Source organism: Alcanivorax sp., from assembly GCF_019431375.1.
Classification (GTDB): Bacteria; Pseudomonadota; Gammaproteobacteria; order Pseudomonadales; family Alcanivoracaceae; genus Alcanivorax; species Alcanivorax jadensis_A.
The window spans coordinates 2,202,744-2,225,440 of the sequence record NZ_CP080267.1; the positions used below are offsets into that span (position 1 = coordinate 2,202,744).

Below are 22,697 nucleotides of genomic sequence, written 5' to 3' on the forward strand. Positions count from 1 at the left end.
CATGACACTGCTGATCAATCTTGCCGGCCTGCTGTTGATGGCAGGGATCATCTGGTGGTTCTGGCTGTCAAAATCCACAGCGCGAAGCCAGGACGTCAGCGACCAGGGCACCACCATTGTGGTCGCCGATGGCGTCTACAGCCCGGCCACCCTGCGCGCCAAGGCCGGGGAGACGCTGACCCTGCACTTCGACCGACGGGACCCTTCCCCCTGCGCCGAGCAGGTGGTGTTTCACGGGCTCGACGTGAGCGAGTTTCTGGAAACGGGTACCATCACCACCGTGACCCTGAACAACCCGCCTGCCGGCGAGTACCGTTTCACCTGCCAGATGCAGATGTATCAGGGCAGATTGATTGTCACCTGAATCCGTGATTTCAGCGTGGATGCATGGCGTAAGAATTTGTTGGCACAGGGGGGTCTGAGGAAGTGTCGTATCAGGGAATACGATCGACTGAAGAAAATTCTTTGTGGCGGCAAAGGCTGACGTCAGGCGCCGCGATGAAGTCACGGTTTCAGGTGTTAGTTGACGACAACACACCCACGCAACTGCCGCACGCATGAAAGAGGAAACATCATGAAAGTATTTTCGGCACTCCTGTTGGCTTTTCTGGTCACCGCCTGCGGCGACGACGGTCCACCCCAGCCCCAGGCCACCGAAGCGCCCCCCGCTGCCACTGAAGACACCAAAACCGCCAGCACTGACAAGGTGCTGGAAGTGTACAAATCACCCACCTGTGGCTGTTGTGGCGCCTGGGTGGATCACATGAAAGAAAACGGCTATCAGGTGGTCGTCCACGAACAGCAAAACCTGCAATCCATCAAGGAAAAAGCCGGCATCCTGCCGGGTCAGGGCTCCTGCCATACTGCTTTTATCGGCGATTACGTGATTGAAGGCCATGTGCCCGCCAGCGACGTGGATCGTCTGCTCGCCGAACAACCGGACGCCAAGGGGCTCACCGTTCCCGGCATGCCGGTGGGTTCCCCGGGCATGGAAATGGGGGACCGTCAGGACGCCTACGACGTGCTGCTATTCGATGAAGAAGGCACTGAAGTGTTCAGTCACTATCCGGGGAACTGAATACCGCCAGACCCGCCCGTAGGAGCGTCGCTGGCGGCGCGATATCCCAACTGCTGAAAAGACGGTTGACCACAGAAGGCACAGATATCACGGAGAACAAGACAGGTTTCCTCTGTGTGCTCTGTGCCCTCGGTGGGGAAAATGCTTTTGATCCTGGTTTGAATTATCGCGCCGCCAGCGACGCTCCTACGGCCAGGACTGACCACCTACAGATTGTCACCGAAACCCGCTACAGTCTTTCCCTTTGCGTGTAATGAGACCCTGAATGCTTCCTCTCCATGACTGGCTGCTGCTGGCCAGCGTCTGCGCCCTGGGTGCCATGGCGCCCGGCATCAGTCTGGCGGTGATTACGCGCCACACTCTCCATGGCGGCCCCCGCGCCGGTGCCATCGCCGGCATTACCCATGCCCTGGGCATCGGCATCTGGGCCACCGCCACCGTCACCGGGCTGGCGGTACTCTTCCACCGCTACCCATCGCTGGAACTGGCATTCAGTCTGACCGGCGCCATGTTCCTGCTATGGATGGCCTGGAAAAGTTGGCAGGCAGGCAAACAGCCGTTGGCACCCGGCAATGCCGACAGCCAGTTCAACGTCCTGCACGGCGCCGCCCGGGACGGTTTCCTGGTAGCGTTTCTGAATCCGAAAGTGGCGCTGTTTTTTCTGGCTCTGTTCAGCCAGTTTCTGCAAGCGGACATGGCCCAGGCCGCGCGCATCCAGATGGTACTGACCTCCATGTTCATCGATGGCGGCTGGTATGTACTGGTGGCCGTACTGCTGGGTCGAAGCCGTTTCCTGCCCTGGCTGCGGGCCCACCATCACTGGGTGGAAAAAGGCACCGCTGTGTTGCTGGTCGTCATCGCCGCCAGCGTGGTCTGGCAGGCGGCCTGACATCAGGCGTCCCTCAATTTTTCCTTTGACCTTGGGGCGACACCAAGGTTAATAATGGTCCCATGAAACGATATCTGCGCCCCGATTACCGGTCCCTGCTGGCCGGCCTGCTTGCCACCCTGATGCTGGTGGTGACAAGCAATTTGGCTGCGCAGATTTCCGTGAGCCATCTGGACAGCACTCCCCAGACCCACTGCCATCACCATGCAGAGATGACACAAGCGGATCATGGCGACAGCCAGCACTGCTCCGAAGATGACGCTTGCCAGTGCCTGACCCTGTGCCAGATCAATGCCACCACCGTCGCCCTGTTCAGCGGGCAGGCTGATATCCCCGATCGCCCCTGGCACTCCGACCTGGAGACCGGCCTTCACGACGGCATCCATCACCTGCCGTTACGGCCACCTTCCCTGACTGTTTGAGTTCGTTTTCCCACTCAAACAATCAGGAAATACATCATGAAAACCGCAGATCCGTTTTCCCTGCCGCGACGTCGTTTCGTGCAGGGCCTGGCGCTGGGTGCCACCGGCCTGGGGCTGGGGCTGACACCCGCCCAGCTGCTGGCCCGCCAGGGTCATACCGGCGCCCCCACCCTCAGTGGTGACACCTTCCACCTGACCCTGGGCGGCGCCGACGTCAACATCACCGGCAAGACCCGACCGGCCACCACCATCAACGGCATCGTCCCCGGCCCCACCCTCCGCTGGCGAGAAGGCGACACCGTCACCCTCAAAGTCACCAACCTGCTGCCGGAAACCAGCTCCATCCACTGGCATGGCCTGCTGCTGCCGTTTGAAATGGATGGCGTGCCCGGGCTGTCATTCGATGGCATCAAGCCGGGTGAGACCTTCACCTACCGCTTTCCGGTCAAGCAGAGCGGCACCTACTGGTATCACAGCCATTCCGGCTTTCAGGAGCAGACCGGCCTGTACGGCTCCATCATCATTGATCCGAAAACGCCGGAGCCGCACCCGGTGGACCGGGATCAGGTCATCGTATTGTCGGACTGGAGTGACGAGGACCCGAACCACATCTTCGCCACCCTGAAAAAACTCAGCCACTACTACAATTTCAACGAGCGCACCGTGTTCGACACCTTGCGCGACTTCCGGGACAAGGGCGTGATCCAGACCCTCAAGGATCGCCACATGTGGAACACCATGCGCATGAGCGACCGGGATCTGGCCGACGTCACCGGCTACACCTACACCTACCTGATGAATGGCCAGAGCCCCAACGGCAACTGGACCTGCCAGTTCAACCCGGGCGAGCGCATCCGCCTGCGCTTTATCAACGCCAGCGCCATGACCTTCTTCGACATCCGTATTCCCGGCCTGGACATGACCGTGATTGAAATGGACGGCCAACCGGTCAACCCGGTTCCTTTCCATGAAGTGCGCCTGGGGGTGGCAGAAACCCTGGACGTGATCGTGGAACCCAAAGCGGACCAGGCCTATACCCTGTTTGCCCAGAGCATCGACCGCAGCGGCTATGCCCGCGGCACCCTGACGCCAAACCCGGCAATGAAAGCAGCGGTGCCAGAGATGGACCCACCGCCGCTGCTGGGCCATACCGAGATGGGCATGGGCGCCATGAATCACAGCCAGATGGACCATGGGCGGATGGACCACAGCATGGCGGGCATGGATCACAGCGAGCACGCCAACACCGTGCCCTTCGCGGTAGACAGCAACAACCCTGACCTGCCGCCCAGAGACAACGCCACCGACCATGCCGACAGCGAATACGGTCCCGGCGTGGACATGCGCGCCATGGCCCCTGGCGAGATGCTCGCCGACCCGGGTATCGGTCTGCGTGACCGGGACTGGAAAGTGCTCACCTATGCGGACCTGGAAACCGCTGGCGGGCCACCGGACAGCTTGCACCCGGAACGGGAAATTGTGCTGCACCTGACCGGCAACATGAGCCGCTACATGTGGAGCTTCAACGGCATTCCTTTTGCGGATTCCGTTCCCCTGGAGCTGTATCACAACGAACGGGTACGCATCACCCTGGTCAACGACACCATGATGACCCACCCCATCCACCTGCATGGTCTGTGGAGCGATCTGGAAGTGGGCGATGGCAAGCTGCTGCGCAAGCACACCATCACCGTGAAACCCGGCGAGAAACTCAGCTACCTGGTGCGCGCCGATACGCTGGGCCGCTGGGCCTATCACTGCCATCTGCTCTACCACATGGACGCGGGCATGTTCCGGGAAGTGCGCGTGGTCAAGGCCAAGGCCGACGGTGACCACTCACACCACGGCGCACACGGGGAGGACGCATGATGAAAACATCCACTTTGCTACTGTCATCCCTGGCCGCCATGGCCTGCACCACACCGGCCTGGTCCATGAGCGAACACCCGCCCCGCTTCAGCAAGGTGCTGGTGGATCAGCTTGAGCTGCGTGACAGCGACGAGGGCTCGGTACTGGGCTGGGATGCCAGTGCCTGGTACGGCAGCGACCTGAACAAGCTGTACCTGTCCACGGAAGGCGAACGGCTCATGGAGCCGGACCACCGTGACGAGGAAGCCGGCACCGAAAGCGCAGAAACCCGCCTGGCCTGGAGCCACGCCTTCGCCCCCTACTGGGACTGGCAACTGGGCTGGCGCAGGGACTGGCAGCCCGACGATCCCAACCGGGACTGGGCCAGCCTGGGCATCCAGGGCCTGGCCCCCTACTGGTTCGAGGTCGACGGCCAGCTGTTCCTGGGCGAAGATGGCCTCAGCGAACTGCGCCTGGAAGCGGAATACGAGCTGATGCTGACCCAGCGTCTGGCGCTGGTGCCGGAAGTGGAAGCCAGCTTTTACGGCAAGGACGATAACGAGCTGGGTGTCGGCGACGGTCTGGTCGCCATTGAATCCGGCCTGCGGCTACGCTACGAAATCCGCCGGGAGCTGGCGCCCTACATCGGCGTGCACTGGGAAAAACAGTACGGCGATACCGCCGACAGAACCCGGGCGGCAGGCGGCGACCCGGAAGAAGCATCGCTGGTAGCAGGGATCTACTTCTGGTTCTGAGCCGGGCGGCGTCATCCACGGCGCCGCCTTGTACGCTTTTCCTTCTCCACGGGAGACAGCCATGAAAACCGTTCTACTGACCCTGCTTGGTGTGGTCCTGCTGGCTACAGCGGGAGCAGCAGTGCTGATCGCATCCGGCGCCTATAACTTTGCCGCGGACAGTCCCCACTGGCGGCTCACCGAGAGCCTGATCGGAGCTGCCAGGCACCGCTCCATCGACCAACGCGCCAGCCGGATTACGGTGCCGGATGACCTGGACGCCGCGGAACGTATTCGCAATGGGGCCAGGCACTATCAACCCATGTGTTCCGGCTGCCATCTGGCACCGGGCATGGAGAATACCGAGCTACGCGCAGGCCTCTATCCACAACCTCCGGTGCTCAACGAGCATGGCATCCACGACCCGGCCAGCGCCTTCTGGACCATCAAGCACGGCATCAAGATGAGCGGCATGCCGGCCTGGGGCACCAGTCATGACGATGAATCCCTGTGGGATATGGTGGCTCTGCTGCAAGCCATGCCGGAGATGACCGAAGCCGAATGGAAACGGCTCAGCGGAGCGGAAACGGAAAGTGCAGGGAAGACAGGGCATGAGCACCATGACCATGCTCATTAACAGGCTGTTGAAAAGCCCCTTGCATGCTCAGTCTTCCAGGCTGGTTCGCAATCCAGGCGCGCTTTTGATGGCATGCTGGTTGCCTGTCGAAAAAGCGCAACAACGAGTGCGGGCCAGCCTGGAAGACCCGGAGGGCGAGGCCTGAAGGGCACATCTGCTGCGCTTTGCCGCTAGGAAAGGGAACCACCCTGTCCGTCGCGACAAAACACAACAGCTGCACCCTTCAGGCCACGCTGAGCACGCAAGGGGCTTTTCAACAGCCTGTTAAGGCAACAGCCCGGCAGAGCCTTCACTGGAGGAAGGAATCCACTCCCTGGTTCTGAAAAGCCAGTGGTCGATCTTGCGCAGGGTGCACTGAGCCTAAGGCGATGCACCCTACAGGGATCCTTGCAGACACCTTATGCCGAGGAGTTATCGTATTCCTCGTTTTCCAGCGTCCGGAGTTCCCGGTTGTTCTGAATCTGGAGATCCAGATCCCGCAAACGACCGTCACCGATGCCGTAGATCCAGCCATGGACAGTGAGAGGCTGATCGCGGCGCCAGGCTTCCTGGACCACGGTGGTATTGGAGACATTGATCACCTGACGGGCCACGTTCAGCTCGCACATGCGATCCAGCTGGGCCTTGTCATCCGGGAGCTTGACCAGGTGCTTGCGGTTGCGCAGATAGAGCTCGCGCACCTGGCGCAGCCAGTTATCGATCAGACCATGGGGCACGTCTTCCATGGACGCCTTCACCCCACCGCAACCGTAGTGCCCCACCACCATGATGTGCTTCACCTTGAGCACATCCACGGCGAACTGCAGCACCGACAACAGGTTCAGGTCGGTGTGATTCACCAGGTTGGCCACATTGCGATGCACGAACAACTCACCGGGCATCAGCCCCACCACCTCATTGGCAGGCACACGGGAGTCTGCGCAGCCGATCCACAGATACTGCGGGCTCTGCTGCTCACCCAGGGCCTTGAAAAAGCCCGGGTGCTCCTTCTCGATGTCATGACGCCACTGCTCGTTGTTGGTAAAGAGTTCAGGAAGGGATTTCATGGTCGCTCGCTACATTCATTTACTGGAGGCCGGATGTTTGACGCCCGACGTTAACCACCGGTCATATTCATGAACCGTACCAGTTGCTCACCCGGGGCCAGATTGAAGTCGTGCCGTTCCGGTTTGATGGCCATGGCATCAATAATTGCCTGACGTAGGGGGGCATCATCCGTGGGGTGCGCCCGCAATACTGCCCGCAGGTCCACACTGTGCTCGTGCCCCAGGCACAGAAGCATACGGCCCTCGGCAGTAATTCGCACCCGATTACACAAATGGCAAAAGTTTTGTGAGTGGGGAGAGATAAAGCCGATGCGGCTGTCACTGCCCGGCACCTGCCAGTAACGGGATGGCCCGCCAGTTTTTTCCGCCATGGGCACCAGGGTCAGACGCTCGGAGAGCTGATCTCGCAGTTCCTCGGAGGACACAAACTCCAGGGCTCGGTCATGTTCGCTGATGGCTCCCAGGGGCATTTCCTCGATAAAGGAGATATCCAGCCCCTTTTCCAGGGCGAAATCCACCAGCGCCGGCACCTCGTCCTGATTGCGCCCGCGCAGGATCACGCTGTTCAGCTTGATGCGGCGGAAACCGGCCCGGCGGGCCGCCTCGATGCCGTCCAGCACCTTGTTCAGGTCACCGGTGCGGGTCAGCGCCCGGAAGCGTTGCGGGTCCAGGGAATCCAGGCTGATATTGAGTCGAGCCAACCCACCGGCCTTCAGATCATCGGCAAAACGGCCCAGGCCGGCGCCATTGGTGGTCATATTCAGTTCATCCAGCCCCTCAAGCGCACCAAGATTGTGCACCAGATGCGCCACATCACGGCGCACCAGAGGTTCGCCGCCGGTCAACCGGATCCGCCGCACACCCAGCTCCACCAGTACCCGGCCCAGCCGCCCCATCTCCTCCAGGGTCAGCACCTGGGCCCGGGGCACAAAGGTCATATCCTCCGCCATGCAGTACACACAGCGGAAATCACAGCGGTCCGTCACCGACAGGCGCACATAGTCGATGGTACGGCCGAAACGGTCCTGCAGGGCGGATTGGGCGGTGGCGCGGGTCACAGTCATGGCCCTACTGTAGCAAATGGCAGGCCAGCCAGCGCGGCAACGCCTGTCGGCCCGCCCGGGGCCCGGTTGGTCATGGCGGCTGGGGTATTGTTAGAATGTGCGCCTGACTGAATGCCACGCATTCCGAATTCATCCACCCCAAAAGGGTTTCCATGCAAATTTCTGAAAACACCGTAGTGTCCATTCACTACACTCTCACCAACAACGCCGGCGAGACCATCGATTCCTCTATCCAGCGTGGCGAGCCCCTGGCCTACCTGCACGGCGCGGGCAACATTATCCCCGGCCTGGAAAAAGCCCTGGTGGGCAAGGCCGCCGGCGACAAGCTGGACGTGACCGTCACCCCGGAAGAAGGCTATGGCGAGCGCCACGAGCAGTTGATCCAGCAAGTGCCGAAAACCGCTTTCGAAGGCAACGAAGAGAATCTGCAGCCGGGCATGCAGTTCCAGGCCCAGACCGAAGCCGGTCCGCGCATCTTCACCATCACCGCTGTGGAAGGTGAGGAAGTGACTGTTGATGGCAACCACCCGCTGGCAGGCGAAACACTGAACTTCGCCGTGGAAGTCACCGAAGTGCGTGAAGCGTCCGACGAAGAGAAAGAACACGGCCACGTACATGGTCCGGAAGGTCACGACCATTAAGGTCTTTCCCTCCAGAAAAAAGGCGCCATTGGCGCCTTTTTTATTTACCCCTTAATAGACCCGAAACCTGTGCGATAGTGAACGCAGAGTGAATCCCGCACCCTTTTCCTCCTCCTTTTTTATCCGAATGACAGCCTCACCCGACTTACTTCTGCTTCTTGTTGTCGATTATGCCGATTTTTGTAAAGCCTTATTGAATGTATCCTCGACAGCCCAATAGGATCGATGCTCTTTGATAGTTTTGTTTTTATGGGAGAGCATCATGCGCTACATAACGATATTAATTCTTTCCGCTTTGCTTTCGAGTATATCCCTGTCTGCTCACGCACTGGAAAAACGAAAATTCTGTGTTTTCGATATCATCGGCGCCAACGGTGACATCTATAACATCATGAAGGACTACAAAACCGCCGCGGTTGCATGGGGCGTGGATGTGGAGCTCAAACCCTTCACCGATGAAAAAATCGCCGCTGAAGATCTGAAAGCCGGCCAATGTGACGCAGCGGTTCTCACCGGTATTCGTGGCCGTCAGTTCAACAGTTTCACCGGCAGCATGGACTCCATTGGCGCCATCCCCAGCTATGAAGCGATGAAGACCGTAATTTCCGTCATTGCCAGCGACACACCGTCCATCAACAAGCAACTGGTATCCGGCCCCTATGAAGTTGGCGGCGTGGTTCCCATGGGCGCGGCATTTCTTTTCCTGAAAGATCAGGAGATCGACACAGTCGAAGAACTGTCCGGAAAATCCATCGCCGTACTTGAATATGACAGTGCCCAGGCAAACATGGCCTCCCGCGTGGGGATGTCACCGGTCATGTCCGACATCACCAACTTCTCCACCCGCTTCAACAATGGTTCCGTGGATATCTGTTTCGCGCCCATCATGGGCTTCTCTGCCCTGGAACTGTACAAGGGCATGGCTCCCGATGGCGGCATTCTCGATTATGTACTGGGCCAGCTCAGCGCCCAGATCATTCTCAAGAAAGACCGGTTCCCCGCGGAGTATGCCCAGCAGTCCCGCGAATTCATGTATGGGCAATTTGATCGCGCCATGCGATTGATTGATAACGCCAGTAGCGAAGTGGATAAAAAATGGTGGATCCGTATCCCCGATTCGGACAAGTTGCGTTACGACGAAATGATGCGTGAGGCACGTATCTCACTGACTCAGGACGGAGTCTACGACAAGTCGATGATGGGACTGCTCAGAAAGGTGCGTTGCAAGCTGGAGCCGTCACGGGCGGAATGCGTCAACCCCATGGAATAATATTACAAGGGCCGGTCTTCGCCGGCCCTTTCTTCATTCTGGCAAACGTCACATCAAAAGCCTCAAGGCCTGACCCCTGAAAACAGGGCCATGCACCCTTCCACCTGAACGTCCACCTTATCCAACCGGCTTTCCAGTGCCTGCTTCAGACTCGCCAGTGAATCATTCTGATTGGAAAAGATACCCTTGCGGTTGTACACCGCCATCAATCCTCTGGCGGCAATATTACGGGGCACATCGCCCTGCAGAATCGTGGCACCAAATACCCGGGCACCTGGAGTCAGCAACGGCAGCAGGTGGTCAAAAGCGTGCGCTTTCTCCGCCATGGTTCCAGGCAGGCAATGCAACAGCAGGTTCATGCCGAGCGAATCGAATTTGCCGCCCTGATAGTCGATGGGTTCCAGCACATTACGTTGCAGCGTTTCCGGCTGATAGCGGCTAATACGCTGAGCGCAATAGTCGAGGCTATTAGGATTCAGATCCATCAGTGCCACCCGCGGACTCGGCGAGGGGAAGGTCACCTTGTCCAGAAAGTAGCCACTGCCCACGCCCACATCCAGATGGTTGTCACTGATCTGTTGTTGATAATGCGCCAGCAGGGTGGACGCAGGACAGCGCCATAACCAGCGGCAGGACAGGCCGAGCACGGCCCTGTCATAAAGGGTGAGAACGAAAGGACTGTAAACAGCCTGGCCAGCGTGGGCATCATCCTTGTGCATGGTTTTCTCTCTTTGTGTAGAAAGAAAAACACTCTAGCAGGCCAGCGCTACAAAACGGAGAGCAGTTTTTTCGTATCCAGATGCTGGTCAATCATGTCTGCCAGCCGGTCCAGATCCTTCTGCCGATGGGCATCGTAATCCACCGCCCGGTCGCTGCGTAAACCCGCCCATTGCAGAATGGCATTGCCGGCCTCGGCACTATCGAACAGGCCATGCAGGTAACAGCCCATGATCTGGCCATCGTCGCTGATGGCGCCTTCGTCACGGGCACCCAGTTTCAGCATGGGCTGCGACAGGGCCGGGCCTTCGCTGATGCCATTGTGAATTTCGTAACCGTGGATGGCGGTCCGGGTTGGCAGGAAAACCCCCTGCACATTGCGCAACTGCTTGCCGGCAATCAGCCGGGTAGTCATCCCCAACCAGCCAAGACCAGGGCTGTTGCCCGCATCACTTTCCAGCCCGTCAGGATCATCGATCCGTTCGCCCAACATCTGAAATCCACCGCAGATACCCAGCACCTTGCCGCCATAACGCAGGTGTTTTTCGATCTGTTTGTCCCAATCCTGCTCACGCAGAAATGCAAGGTCGGCCCGAGTTGCCTTGCTACCAGGAAGGATTACCAGATCTGCCGCTGGCCAGACCTCCCCCATTTTCACAAAACGCAGGTCGACCTGGGGGTGCAAACGCAGCGGATCGAAATCATTATGGTTGCTCATGCGCGGCAACAGCGGCACGACTACCTTGAGCGCATCACCGTCATGGTCACCCTGCTCGGCCACCGCGTCTTCCGCATCCAGGGTCAGGCCATGCAGATAAGGCAGCACCCCGAACACCGGTTTGCCGGTGCGATCTTCCAGCCAGTCCAGCCCGCCCTGCAATAACGACAGGTCACCGCGAAAACGGTTGATGACAAAACCCAGGGTTCGTTGTTGCTCGGTTTTGGAAAGAAGATCCAGCGTGCCGGTGAGATGGGCAAAGACCCCACCGCGATCGATATCCGCCACCAGAATCACCGGGCAATCCACCAGCTCGGCAAAGCCCATATTGGCGATATCGTTGTCACGCAGATTGATTTCCGCCGGACTGCCGGCGCCTTCGGCGATAATCACATCATAGCGGTTCGAAAGATCTTTCCAGGCCGCCAGCACCGCTTCACTGGCGGTCTTTTTATACGCGTGATAATCCAGCGCCTGCATATTGCCCAACACCTGGCCGCGGAGTATCACCTGGGCGCCCATGTCGGTCTGCGGCTTGAGCAACACCGGATTCATGTCGCTATGCGGTTCAATCCCGCAAGCCAGCGCCTGCAACGCGGTAGACCGCCCAATCTCCCCACCGTCCACAGTCACCGCACTGTTCAACGCCATGTTCTGCGGCTTGAACGGCGCCACCGAATACCCCCGCCGCGCAAACCACCGACACAACGCCGCCACCACGGTGCTCTTCCCGGCATCCGACGTACAGCCCTGAACCATCAGTGTTATCGACGAACGACCAGCCATCGCTTTGTTTCGCTATTAACTATTCACTGTTAACTATTAACTACAGCTCCACGCCTTTCTGCGCCTTTACCCCAAGATCCTTGAAGGCATGCTTCACCACCTTCATCTCGGTAACGGTATCAGCCAGCTCAATCAGCTCTTTCGGTGCATAGCGGCCAGTGACAACGGCATGCTGCATGGCGGGGCGGTTTTGCAGATCGTCGAGCACCCTATCCAGATCCAGATACTCGTAACGCAACGCGATGTTCAGCTCATCCAGCAACACCATGTGGTAGCTGTCGTCCTGCAACATTTTTTTTGCGATATCCCAGGCAGCACTGGCAGCAGCCACATCCTTTTCCCGGTCCTGGGTGTCCCAGGTATAGCCATCACCCATGACGTGATAATCCACGTTGGGCAGGTCGCGAAAGAAGGCTTCCTCACCGGTACTGAACGCCCCCTTGATAAACTGCACCACACCCACCTTCATGCCATGGCCCAGGGCACGGGCAAGCATGCCGAAACCGGAACTGCTCTTGCCCTTGCCGGGCCCGGTGAGCACCAGCAGGATGCCCTGATCCTTGTCCGCATTGGCAATACGCTCACGCATGATTTGCTGTTTCTTTTCCATCCGCCAGGCATGACGCTCAGGGCTTTTCGGATCAGGCTTCATATTGTTTTCCATGTTCGATTTTGGTTCTTTTCTTTACGCTTTTGACTTTCGCTATTAAGCCGGCAATGAAAGAGACATGTTTTCTGGTGGTTCACTCCGTAGGAGCTATGCTTGCATGGCGAACCTGCCTGCGCAGACCGCCCGCCAGTTCGCCATGCAAGCATAGCTCCTACAGCCCATTAAGAGTTCTCATCCCGGGACAAACACCGGCGCACCGTTGATCCGCGCCACACTGAGTTTCTGGTCGTACAGTCGCTCCAGTGCTTCCGGCACCAGCATGGTCTCGGCGGGGCCGAAGCACAGCTCGCCATCGGGATAGAGCAGCAGCAGATGATCGCACCAACGGGCTGCCAGATTCAGATCGTGCAGGCACATGAACACTGCCGCGCCCTGCTCCGCCTGCCGATGCAGCAGCTCCATCACCGCCACCTGATGATGCAGATCCAGATGATTGGTGGGCTCGTCCGCCAGCCAGATGGCCGGCTGCTGAGTCAAAGCTGTGGCGATGGCCACCCGTTGACGCTCCCCACCGGACAGGGTGCTGACCAGACGATCGCCGCCGAGCAGACTCAGGGACAGGGCCTCCATGGCCTGGTTGGCCAGACGCAGATCGTTGGCAGTTTCCCGTTGCCAGGGCGACAGGAAAGGATGGCGACCGATCAGCACAGTCTCCTGCACCGTGGCGGGAAAACTGTCCTGGCGTTCCTGAAATACCACCGCCAGTTTTTGCGCCAGTTGCCGACGACGCAGTTGAGTCAGGCATTCACCATCCAGCAACACCTGACCACTTCGCGGCGGCCTTAGCCCCGCCAGGGTGTGTAGCAGTGTGGACTTGCCCGCGCCATTGGGGCCCAGAACGCCCCAGCGCTGGCCTGGCAGAATCCGTGCGGAAAAAGGTTGGCCTGCCGCACGACCGGGAATATCCACCACCAGATTGCTGGCTTCGAGAATCGCCATCACCGACTCCGATACAGCAAGAAGAGGAAAGTGGGCACCCCAAGCAGGGCGGTGATCACACCCACCGGCAATTGCTCCGGGGCCATCAGGGTACGCGCCAGGGTATCGGCGATGGTCAGCAAGGCGCCGCCGGCCATGACACTGGCCGGCAGAATGATGCGCTGATCATTGCCCAGCACCAGCCGCAGCATATGCGGCACGATCAGCCCCACAAAACCCACGCTACCGGCGGTAGTCACCGCCACCGCCGTGAGCAGGCTGGCCAGCCCATAGACCAGCCAGGCCAGCGGCTTCACCGCCACCCCCAGGGCCGCCGCCTGCAGCGGCCCCCGGGCCAGCACATTGAGGCTGCGCCCCAGCGGCAACGTAAGAATCAGCACCGGAATCAGCACCAGCCAGGCCATCAGTGGCGAGCGGGCGTAACTCAGATCACCCATCAGCCAGTAGAGCATGCCGGGCAAGCGATCCGCCGGACTCAGCGACAGCATAAAGGTAATCACCGCACCCCAGCCGGCAGCGATGACCACCCCGGTCAGCAGCAAACGGGTGGGCGTCCAGCTGCCCCGCCCCTGGGCCAGGCCGAACACCAGCAAGGTGGACAGCAGCGCGCCGGCAAAGGCGGAGCCGGACACCATGGCCGTGCCCAAGCCCAGCAACATGGACGCCAGTGCCCCCACAGCGGCACCACCAGAAATACCCAGTACATAGGGATCGGCCAGTGGGTTACGCAACAGCACCTGCATCAGGGCGCCGGCCAGTGCCAGCAGGCCACCGGTGGCAAACGCCGCCATGGCACGGGGCAATCGCAGGGAAAACACCAATTCACCGAACAGGGGGTCGCCCCGGCCGACAACCGCCATCCACAGCTCCGTGAGAGTCATGGAGACACTGCCCACGGTCACCGCCACCAGCAATGCCAGCGCACCCAGTGCCGCCAGCATCAGCAGGGAAGAGACGGCTCGGCGGCTAATCACGGGCGCGCACGGTGTCGAGGTGGCTGCACAGGGTGCGGGTACCGGCCAGCATCTGTGGCGTCGGCCGCTGCAGGGTGGACGGCGCCACAAAGAACAGGTTGTCGTGCTTCACCGCGCGCAGGGAGGAGAACTGTTTCCAGGGATCGAGCCAGGCGGGATCATCCTCGCCCATGCCACCGGCGATGATCACCTCCGGATCCTTGGCCAGAACCGCTTCACGGCTGATTTTTGGCGCCAGCGATGTCAGCTCACCGAACACATTGACGCCACCGCAGATCTGGATCGCCTCGCTGATCAGATGATCATTATTCACGGTCATCAGCGGCTCTTCCCAGACCTGGTAAAACACCGTCACCGGCGCCGCTTCCGCATAGCGCTGACGCAGGGAATCCATGCCACTACGCAGAGCATCGGCTGCGCCCTGCCCTACCGCTTCGGTGCCGGCCAGTGTCGCAAGGCGCTCCAGGGTGGTACTGATATCCTCGAAACGACGGGGTTCACTGTGGTACACCGGCACGCCCATGGCCTGCAGACGCTCCACCTGTTCCATGGGGTTACCACTCTGCCAGGCGACAATCAGATCCGGCTTCAACGCCAGCACCGCCTCCAGATCCAGCCGCTTGTAGCTGCCCACCCGCGGCAGCTTTTTTGCCGACGGCGGATAATCGCTGAAACTTACCGCCCCCACCACCTGCTCCCCGGCACCGGCAGCGAACAACAACTCGGTGGCACCGGGAGACAAGGCAATAATCCGCTGCGCCGGCTGCGCCAGACAAACCTGACGGTCCACATCATCGGTGACACATACCTGTGCCAGGGCCAGCCCGCTCCCCAGACACAACAAGGCGGCCAACAGGGGAAGACAACGTGATAACAGACGGGCTGGGGGCATGGCGGACTCCGTGTTTCAGTTACTGCACATCGTAACGCAGGCTTACCATTACGGAACGCCCGGCGTTGAGATAGTTCCAGCCGCTGAAGTTCTTCGCGGTGGCGTACTCTTTATCCAGCACATTTTTCATCGTCAGGCGGGTGGACCAGTTCGGCGCGAACTGCCAGCCGGCACGCAGGTCCAGCAGACCGAAACCGGAAAGCCGCTGGGTGTTGGCGGCATCATTGTAACGGTGCCCCTGGAAACTGGCGGTGCCCCCCAGGGTCACGGTGCCGATGCGGCGATCCACATCCACCCGGCCCAGACGCTGGGCACGACGGGCAATCAGGGTATCGGTATCCCGGTCCTCCGGCTTCAGTGCGGAGAAGGCTACCCGCACCTGCCACTCTTGCCAGTCCATACCCAGGGCCAGTTCCGCCCCTTCGATGCTGGCCTTGTTCACATTGAACGAGGAGCCCTTGCTGCCATCGTAGGCGATCAAATCATCGATGTTGGTACGATACACCGCCGCATCCCAGAACCAGTGCTGATACTGGCCGCGCACACCCAGCTCACCGGTTTCCGAAGACTCCGGCTTCAGGTTCGGGTTGCTGAAGAAAAATGGCGGCGAATCCGGGAAATAGAGATCGTTGAAGGTGGGCGCCTTGAAGGCCGTGCCGTAGCTAACCCGTACCCGGTGAGCCGTATCCAGCTTGTAGCCCAGTGCGCCGGCGCCAGTCACCTTGCTGCCGTAGGCATCGTTATCGTCATGGCGCAGGCTGCCCTGCAGATCCAGCGGACCGAAGTGCAGCAGCGCCTGACCAAACGCCGCCTTGTTGTCCCGGTCGGTCACGTCATATTCGTTGCTGCTGGTAATCTCATCACGCTGGTATTCGCCACCCAACACAAACTGATGGGCGCCGACCGCAAACACATTCTGCCAGTTGGCGGTACGAGTACGGGTATCGAATACGCCGTTACTGACGTCATTGGCAAAGTCTTCGCTTTCGTCCTTGGCCTGGCTGATCAGCACCTTGGTCTGCCAGCCATCGGTGAGCATCACCTCGCCTTTCAGACCTGCCACTTCCAGTGCGTAGTCGATATTTCTGTCGTCTGCCGGTGTGCTGCCTTCAAATTCGGTATTGCCCCGAGTATGAAAACCGAACACCCCGATTTCGCCACGATCCCCGAAACGATGGCTCAGTTTGGCAATACCGGCGGTATTGTCGTAGCCGCGTTCTTCGCTGTCTTCGCGCAGCTCGATGCCATTGGTGCGGAAGCGATTGATACCCAGGGTATAACGGGTGCCGCCCTGTTCACCGGAAACGCCGGCACCGGCATTCATGGTGCCGAAATTCCCTGCACCGAAATCCAGCCAGCTACCGTCATCGCGGGTAAAGAGCTGCACCACGCCGCCCACCGCATCGGCACCGTACAAGGAGCCGCGTGGACCGCGCACCACTTCCACCCGTTCCAGCATGGCCGGCGGCAGATATTGCCAGGCCGGGCTACCGGCGGTGGCGGACCGCAGCCGCACCCCGTCTACCAGCAGCAGGGTCGCATCACTGGAGGTACCGCGGATGAAGACGCTGGCATTCTTGCCGAAGGAACCATTGCTGGTGGTATCCACACCAGGCTGGCCACGCAGGATGTCAGCCATATCCACCGGTTGCTGGTCGCGAAGTTGTTGCTCGTCCACCACGGTAACCGAGGACAGTGATGCTTCCGTGGTACGGCTGACCAGGGTAGGTGTTACCACCACCGGGTCGAGCATGGCCACCTGTTGCGACGCGGAAGATTCGGCCTGAACGACCCATGGCAAGACAGACAAGGACACAGCGGCAGAGGCCGCAAAAAAACGCAAAGACATGAAGGAGATCCCCTGTTGCCGTGCCCACCCGCACGGCCTGGATTCAGCCGCGGAGACACAACAGGGATAACCGGCACAGAACAGCACCGTTACACCCCGCCATCGCCCACCGCGACGCCAAGTTCACCTTCTGGCCGGTCTCCGGGCTGATGAGCGAGGCGTATTCCCTCGGCGCGTTCGCCTTCCCATGCACCCTTTCGGGCTTTGGCACAGTGGCACTACGAAACGCGATTAACTCAATCACCGTTGCGGGGGCAGCGTCGGACTGGCTTTGCGGACACAGCAAAGCACACCGACTTCCCGTTTAACCCGGCTGTGTGTGAACAGGCGGGCACCGGAAGGTGGCGCGAAATTACCAACGGCGGCGGTAATAAGCAAACGGATACGCACAGCTTGAGGAAAATTCAGGAGAAGTTGAGGTCAGCTAATAGTCTGCCCGCAGGAGCCTGCCTGCAGGCGAAATGTCTCTCTGGCAAGCCATCGCCTGCAGGCAGGCTCCTACGGGAAAGGATCAAACCGGCAAGGTCTGTAGCGCCAGCAACAAGCGTTGTTCTTCACGTTCATTCCCCGGTAATCCGAAACGCAGCGCAGCGGGCTGCTGGAAATGCCGCACCAGAATGCCCTGGCGCGCCAGACCATCCCGTATCGCCTCGGCCTCATCATGAACACACAAGGCAAACAGATCACTGTCGCCCTGCGGGAACAAACCGGCCTTGCTTAACAGCTCGTTCAACCGCTGCCTGGCCTGCCGCAAACGTTGCCGCTGCAGCTGTTGCCAACCCCGGTCCTGCACCGCCTGGGCCATTACCCAACGGGCCGGATGGCTCAGTGCCCAGGGGCCCAGCTGATCCGCCAGCGCCTCACACACAGCCGTGGGCCCAACCATCACCCCGGCCCGCAAGCCCGCCAGGCCGAAAAACTTGCCCAGCGAGCGCAACACAATCAGGCCCGGCTGATCACAGCGGGAAACCAGAGACTCGCCATCACTGGCATCCAGAAACGCTTCATCCACCACCAGCCAGCCGCCCTTCGCCGTCAACTGCTGATGCCAGTGCAACAGAGTGTCTGTCGGGTACAGGTGGCCGGTGGGATTATTGGGGTTGATGCACACCAGCACATCCAGATCCGGCAGGGCCGCATCGATCTGTTCCACAGACAATGGCACCACCTCGTGCCCTTCCCGCTGCCAGGCCAGCGCATGCTCACGGTAACCGGGCAACGGCACCCCCACCCGGCAGGTCGTACGCAGCCGTGGCAACAGCTGCAGCGCCGCCTGGCTCCCCGGTACCGGCAGACAGCCGGCTTCTCCAGGTACGGCGAGCCAGTGACGGCAAAGTGCTTCCAGCCCATCATCCTCATCAGGAAGTCGCTGCCACACAGACGTGGGCAATACCGGCACCGGCCAGGACCAGGGGCTGATGCCAGTGGACAGGTCCAGCCAGTCACTGACCGGAATCCCCCAACGCCGGGCCGCCTCATGCAAACGCCCGCCATGATGCTCACGCACAGGAACGCTCACAGGCTCACCCCCAGCAACACCACCAGCCACAGCGCCAACGCCCTCTGCACCAGGGTGATGGCGGCGGCAATGCTGTCAGCACTGGCCACCTTACCTTCACCCAGCCACGGCTTGTCCTTCCAGCCGCCGTGATAGGGCGCGCCACCGCCCAGCCGCACACCCAGGGCACCAGCCCCGGCGGCCATCACCGGGCCCGCATTGGGGCTGTCGCAGGCCCTGCCCTGCTGCTGCCAGCAACGCAGCCCCGCCGCGAAGCGGCCGCACAGGGCATAGCTGATTGCCGTCAATCGTGCCGGCGCCCAGCCGAGCAGATCATCCAGCCGCGCGGCCACCTTGCCGAACCGCTCGAAGCGTTCCGTGCGATAGCCCCACATGGCATCCAGGGTATTCACCAGCCGGTGCAGCAAGGCCCCGGGCAACCCGGCCAACGCAAACCAGAACAGGCTGGCAAACAGGGCATCGGCGCCGTTTTCCAGCACCGACTCGGTGGCCGCCCGGGCCACACCTTCGCTATCCAGGTCGGCGGTGTCGCGGCTGACCATGCGGCCCACCTGCTCCCGGGCGTCAGTCAAATCGCCGCCTTGCAACGGCACGATCACCGCCCGGCCATGCTCCGCCAGACTGCGCCCGCCAATCACCAGCCACAGGCCCAGTGCCTGCAGCCCCCAACCGGCCCAGCCCGGCAACAGCTGCAGCAACAACACCACCGCCAGCACCCAGGGCAGTACGGTGATGGCCACGGCCAGGGTGCCGGCGCATACACCACCCTGACGGTTAAGGCGTTGCTCCACGGCCATCGCCAACCGGCCAAACCCCACCAGCGGATGCCAGCGGCGAGGCTCGCCCAACCAGCGATCCAGCATCACGCCGACAAGCAGTGCACAGAACAGGGAAAAAGACAGCATCGGGTACCCATTACAATGGTTCTGACAATGATCCGAGGCGGGCAGTCTACTTGACACTGCCCCCGCCGGGGCAGAGGATTTGCCGCTTTGCGGCCCACCGCCCGCTTCCGGGAGTTTTCCGTGCACCCTGTTTTACCCTGGCAACAACCGATCTGCGCCCCCAGTGAATCCCACCGGCAACAGGCCCTGGCCCGCCAGGGGCAGCTCACCAAACCCGCCGGCTCACTGGGTCGTCTGGAATCCCTGGCAGTGACGCTGGCGGCGTTGCAGCACAGTGACACCCCTGCCGCCGACCGTATCAGCATCGCTGTCTTTGCCGGCGATCATGGTGTCTGTGCAGAAGGAATTTCCGCCTTTCCCCAGGCAGTCACCGGGCAGATGATTGCCAACTTCGTTGCCGGTGGCGCCGCCATCAGTGTCATGGCCAGACAGCTGGGTGCGACGCTGGACGTGATCAACCTGGGTACCGCCACACCACCGCCCACCAGCGACGGCGTGTTGGATGAGACCATCGCCGCCGGCACCGCCAACCTGGCCCGCGAGGCCGCCATGTCATCCACGCAACTTGAGCAGGCCCTGGCCGCCGGTGACCGTGCCGCCCAGCGTGCAGCAGACCAGCAGGCCCAGCTGTTTATCGGTGGCGAAATGGGCATCGGCAACACCACCAGCGCCAGCGCCGTGGCCTGTGCCCTGCTGGCCGAACCGGCGGAAGCCCTGGCCGGGCCCGGCACCGGGCTGGATGCGGATGGCGTCAGTCATAAAGCCACCGTGATCGAGCAGGCCCTGACCCGCCACGGGGACAACCGGGAACCGCTGGCGGTACTCGCTTCGCTGGGTGGTTTTGAAATTGCGGCGCTCACCGGTGCCATCATCGGCTGCGCCGCCCGAGGCATTCCCGTGCTGGTGGATGGCTTTATTGTCACCGTGGCGGCACTGGCCGCCGTGCGATTACGACCGGAGCTACGTGACTGGCTGCTATTCGCGCATCACTCCCGGGAACCCGGCCACACCAGGCTGCTCGACGCCCTTAACGCAGAACCGGTCCTCAACCTGTCCATGCGCCTGGGTGAAGGTAGCGGCGCGGCGGTGGCCGTGCCGGTGATTCGCAGCGCCTGCGCCCTGCATAACGGCATGGCCACCTTTGCCGATGCCGGCGTCAACAGTGCGGAGTAAACCATGACCACCACCCTGTTTGATCTAATCCGCCATGGCGAACCCGTCGGCGGCCATATGTATCGCGGCCACAAGGACGATCCGCTCAGCGACCTGGGCTGGCAGCAAATGCGCGATGCCATCCAGGCGGACGATCAGTGGGATCACATCCTCACCTCGCCGCTACTGCGCTGCCGGGAGTTTGCCGCGCACCTGTCCGAGCAACACCATATTCCCTTCACCGTGGCCCATGATTTCAAGGAAATCAGCTTCGGCGACTGGGAAGGCAAAACCCGGGAACAGGTGGCAGCGGAATACGGCGATCATCAGGCCAACTTCTGGCGCGATGCGGAAAACCATCCCCCGGTTAACGGCGAAACCATTCAGGATTTCCACCAGCGCATCGGCGACGCCTGGGCACTGTGGCAGCAGGCCATGCAAGGGCAGCGAGTGCTACTGGTATGCCACGGCGGCGTTATCCGCATGGTACTGAGTCATGTACTGGGCCTGAGCCCAAGCAATGCCATGGCCGGATTTCAGGTGCCCTTCGCCTGCCGCTCGCAGGTGCGGATTGATAACACCGAGCATGGCACCTTGAGTTGTTTGGTAAGGCACGGGGGCTAACCCGCCGTCATTCTACGAAGCCGCCGTAGGAGCCCATGCTTGCATGGCGAACCGCGCTTGCGCGGAAATCGACCGTAGGGCGATCAGGGGTATCAGCACTCGACAGGTTTCAGAAACAACGAGGGACAAACCTTGATCGTTGCCGCCTCGCTACGCGAGGTTCGCATGTCGCAGATTCCCTGGGGGGACAAGCATAGCTCCTACGGCCAGGCCTACCCTTTCAACGTCTGCGCAATCCCCGCCACCGACAACATCACCCGGTCACAGCGTTTCGCCAGGGCCTGATTCAACCAGCCCAGTTCATCGGCAAAGCGGCGGGTGAGCGGGTCCATGCCGATGATGCCCAGGCCCACCTCGTTACTGACGATCACCACCGAGCCCGGATAGGCTGCCAGCGCCGCCAGAAAGTTTTCCTTCTCGCGCACAAAGACCGTATCGCCGGCATGCAGCAGGTTACTCACCCACAAGCTCATGCAATCAATCAACACGCAGGGGGGCGGCGACAGGGTAGCCTGGCGGTTCAGCAGATTCCCCAGCTCCACGGGTTCCTCCACCAGGCCCCAGCTCACCGGGCGGCGCCGCTGGTGGCGACGAATGCGCTCACTCATTTCACCATCCCCGGCGGTGGCCGTGGCCACGTACACCACCGGATCGGGTTGCTCGGAGACCAGTCGTTCCGCCAGCGAACTCTTGCCGGAACGGATACCACCGAGAATCAGGGAATGTGGCATCAATTCTTTTTCACGAACTGGGTGAGGATGACAATGCGCTGACCTTCCACCCGGCCTTCGATCTGTTCCGGGTTATCCTGCACCAGCGAGATATTGCGCACCGGTGTGCCACGCTTGGCGGTGAAGTTGGCGCCCTTCACGTTGAGATCCTTGATCAGGGTGACGCTGTCACCGGCTTCCAGTACCGCACCATTACTGTCGCGGTGCTCAACCTTGTCTTCCTCGCTCTGCCCTTCGCCGGTGGCCTGGGCCCAGGCCAGTGTCTCGTCATCGAGATAGAGCATATCCAGCAGATCCTGGGGCCAACCTTCCGCCCGTAACCGGGTCAACATGCGCCAGGCCAGCACCTGCACCGCCGGCTCCTGGCTCCACATGCTGTCGTTCAAGCAACGCCAGTGGTTGATATCCTCGTTGCCGGGATTGTCGATCTGAAAACTGCAGGTTTCGCACAGCAAGGCGCTCTGCGCCGCCGTGCCATCCCCTTCCGGCGGCACCGCATACACCGCCAGCGCCTCACCGGCACCGCACAGTTCACAGGTCGAATCGGCTCGCGCCAGCAGGTTGGATTCCAGTGTCATTCGTTTACTCCATC

At 60.8% G+C, this 22,697-nt stretch carries 25 protein-coding genes and 1 riboswitch; of the genes, 12 read left to right on the top strand and 13 right to left on the bottom strand.

From position 1 onward, the window contains the following. The first annotated feature begins 1 nt into the window (after nt 1). The 8 genes from KZ772_RS10230 (at nt 2) to KZ772_RS10265 (ending at nt 5,753) form a co-directional block, all read left to right on the top strand. A complete protein-coding gene (locus KZ772_RS10230) occupies nt 2–364 on the top strand; it encodes a cupredoxin domain-containing protein (protein WP_290536478.1) in 363 nt (120 codons plus the stop codon). A 210-nt stretch (nt 365–574) separates the two neighbouring features. Beyond that, nucleotides 575–1,078, top strand: a complete 504-nt coding sequence (locus tag KZ772_RS10235) for a DUF411 domain-containing protein (RefSeq protein ID WP_290536479.1) — start codon at nt 575–577, stop codon at nt 1,076–1,078. A gap of 265 nt (nt 1,079–1,343) precedes the next feature. Further along, nucleotides 1,344–1,967, top strand: coding sequence for a LysE family translocator (locus tag KZ772_RS10240; RefSeq protein ID WP_290536480.1), 624 nt, complete (start codon nt 1,344–1,346; stop codon nt 1,965–1,967). Nucleotides 1,968–2,029: 62 nt separating this feature from the next. Continuing rightward, nucleotides 2,030–2,389 (top strand): hypothetical protein, encoded by a 360-nt coding sequence (locus KZ772_RS10245; protein ID WP_290536481.1) that lies wholly within the window; start codon nt 2,030–2,032, stop codon nt 2,387–2,389. Between the two features lie 36 nt (nt 2,390–2,425). After that, entirely contained in the window at nt 2,426–4,258 is a 1,833-nt protein-coding gene (locus KZ772_RS10250; RefSeq protein ID WP_290536482.1) for a copper resistance system multicopper oxidase, read from the top strand. Continuing rightward, nucleotides 4,255–4,992, top strand: coding sequence for a copper resistance protein B (locus KZ772_RS10255; RefSeq protein WP_290536483.1), 738 nt, complete (start codon nt 4,255–4,257; stop codon nt 4,990–4,992). Before KZ772_RS10250 ends, KZ772_RS10255 begins: the two co-directional genes overlap by 4 nt. Before the next feature lie 61 nt (nt 4,993–5,053). Continuing rightward, nucleotides 5,054–5,608 carry a cytochrome c gene (locus KZ772_RS10260; protein ID WP_290536484.1) on the top strand — a complete coding sequence of 185 codons (555 nt, stop codon included), beginning with the start codon at nt 5,054–5,056 and terminating at the stop codon, nt 5,606–5,608. Then, on the top strand, nt 5,583–5,753 hold the full coding sequence (locus tag KZ772_RS10265; protein ID WP_290536485.1) for a hypothetical protein: 171 nt from the start codon (nt 5,583–5,585) through the stop codon (nt 5,751–5,753). Before KZ772_RS10260 ends, KZ772_RS10265 begins: the two co-directional genes overlap by 26 nt. 253 nt (nt 5,754–6,006) lie before the next feature. Here the strand turns inward: KZ772_RS10265 and can are convergent, their stop codons facing one another. Next, on the bottom strand, nt 6,007–6,654 hold the full coding sequence (gene can / locus KZ772_RS10270; protein ID WP_290536486.1) for a carbonate dehydratase: 648 nt from the start codon (nt 6,652–6,654) through the stop codon (nt 6,007–6,009). Between the two features lie 50 nt (nt 6,655–6,704). Then, nucleotides 6,705–7,718 carry a GTP 3',8-cyclase MoaA gene (gene moaA / locus KZ772_RS10275; protein WP_290536487.1) on the bottom strand — a complete coding sequence of 338 codons (1,014 nt, stop codon included), beginning with the start codon at nt 7,716–7,718 and terminating at the stop codon, nt 6,705–6,707. Between the two features lie 152 nt (nt 7,719–7,870). Here moaA and KZ772_RS10280 point away from each other — a divergent pair, with 152 nt between their 5' ends. Continuing rightward, nucleotides 7,871–8,359 carry a peptidylprolyl isomerase gene (locus KZ772_RS10280; protein ID WP_290536488.1) on the top strand — a complete coding sequence of 163 codons (489 nt, stop codon included), beginning with the start codon at nt 7,871–7,873 and terminating at the stop codon, nt 8,357–8,359. A gap of 262 nt (nt 8,360–8,621) precedes the next feature. Beyond that, on the top strand, nt 8,622–9,629 hold the full coding sequence (locus KZ772_RS10285; protein ID WP_290536489.1) for a putative solute-binding protein: 1,008 nt from the start codon (nt 8,622–8,624) through the stop codon (nt 9,627–9,629). 62 nt (nt 9,630–9,691) lie between these two features. On the opposite strand, the gene KZ772_RS10290 is transcribed toward KZ772_RS10285, so the two are convergent. The 9 genes from KZ772_RS10290 to cbiB form a co-directional block, all read right to left on the bottom strand. After that, complete coding sequence (locus KZ772_RS10290) at nt 9,692–10,348, bottom strand: class I SAM-dependent methyltransferase (protein ID WP_290536490.1); 657 nt, start codon at nt 10,346–10,348, stop codon at nt 9,692–9,694. Between the two features lie 47 nt (nt 10,349–10,395). Continuing rightward, nucleotides 10,396–11,823, bottom strand: a complete 1,428-nt coding sequence (locus tag KZ772_RS10295) for a cobyric acid synthase (protein ID WP_290536491.1) — start codon at nt 11,821–11,823, stop codon at nt 10,396–10,398. Nucleotides 11,824–11,890: 67 nt separating this feature from the next. Further along, nucleotides 11,891–12,502, bottom strand: coding sequence for a cob(I)yrinic acid a,c-diamide adenosyltransferase (gene cobO / locus KZ772_RS10300; protein WP_290536492.1), 612 nt, complete (start codon nt 12,500–12,502; stop codon nt 11,891–11,893). Between the two features lie 189 nt (nt 12,503–12,691). Further along, complete coding sequence (locus KZ772_RS10305) at nt 12,692–13,459, bottom strand: ABC transporter ATP-binding protein (RefSeq protein ID WP_290536493.1); 768 nt, start codon at nt 13,457–13,459, stop codon at nt 12,692–12,694. Next, nucleotides 13,459–14,400: an iron ABC transporter permease gene (locus KZ772_RS10310; protein WP_290539469.1), complete on the bottom strand. Its 942-nt coding sequence runs from the start codon at nt 14,398–14,400 to the stop codon at nt 13,459–13,461. Before KZ772_RS10310 ends, KZ772_RS10305 begins: the two co-directional genes overlap by 1 nt. A gap of 25 nt (nt 14,401–14,425) precedes the next feature. Beyond that, nucleotides 14,426–15,325, bottom strand: a complete 900-nt coding sequence (locus KZ772_RS10315; protein WP_290536494.1) for a cobalamin-binding protein — start codon at nt 15,323–15,325, stop codon at nt 14,426–14,428. A gap of 19 nt (nt 15,326–15,344) precedes the next feature. After that, entirely contained in the window at nt 15,345–17,174 is a 1,830-nt protein-coding gene (locus KZ772_RS10320) for a TonB-dependent receptor (protein ID WP_290536495.1), read from the bottom strand. Nucleotides 17,175–17,288: 114 nt separating this feature from the next. Beyond that, a riboswitch (cobalamin riboswitch) is annotated at nt 17,289–17,528 on the bottom strand. A 157-nt stretch (nt 17,529–17,685) separates the two neighbouring features. Then, entirely contained in the window at nt 17,686–18,693 is a 1,008-nt protein-coding gene (gene cobD / locus KZ772_RS10325) for a threonine-phosphate decarboxylase CobD (protein WP_290536496.1), read from the bottom strand. Further along, on the bottom strand, nt 18,690–19,598 hold the full coding sequence (cbiB, locus tag KZ772_RS10330; RefSeq protein ID WP_290536497.1) for an adenosylcobinamide-phosphate synthase CbiB: 909 nt from the start codon (nt 19,596–19,598) through the stop codon (nt 18,690–18,692). Before cbiB ends, cobD begins: the two co-directional genes overlap by 4 nt. A 120-nt stretch (nt 19,599–19,718) precedes the next feature. Between cbiB and cobT the strand changes: the two genes are divergently transcribed. Together cobT and KZ772_RS10340 are read left to right on the top strand one after the other, a co-directional pair. Next, on the top strand, nt 19,719–20,771 hold the full coding sequence (gene cobT / locus KZ772_RS10335) for a nicotinate-nucleotide--dimethylbenzimidazole phosphoribosyltransferase (protein WP_290536498.1): 1,053 nt from the start codon (nt 19,719–19,721) through the stop codon (nt 20,769–20,771). Between the two features lie 3 nt (nt 20,772–20,774). Beyond that, nucleotides 20,775–21,374 (top strand): histidine phosphatase family protein, encoded by a 600-nt coding sequence (locus tag KZ772_RS10340; protein WP_290536499.1) that lies wholly within the window; start codon nt 20,775–20,777, stop codon nt 21,372–21,374. Between the two features lie 212 nt (nt 21,375–21,586). On the opposite strand, the gene cobU is transcribed toward KZ772_RS10340, so the two are convergent. Both cobU and KZ772_RS10350 read right to left on the bottom strand, forming a co-directional pair. Beyond that, nucleotides 21,587–22,105: a bifunctional adenosylcobinamide kinase/adenosylcobinamide-phosphate guanylyltransferase gene (gene cobU, locus KZ772_RS10345; RefSeq protein WP_290536500.1), complete on the bottom strand. Its 519-nt coding sequence runs from the start codon at nt 22,103–22,105 to the stop codon at nt 21,587–21,589. Continuing rightward, nucleotides 22,105–22,683, bottom strand: a complete 579-nt coding sequence (locus tag KZ772_RS10350; RefSeq protein ID WP_290536501.1) for an alkylphosphonate utilization protein — start codon at nt 22,681–22,683, stop codon at nt 22,105–22,107. Before KZ772_RS10350 ends, cobU begins: the two co-directional genes overlap by 1 nt. Between the last annotated feature and the right edge of the window lie 14 nt (nt 22,684–22,697).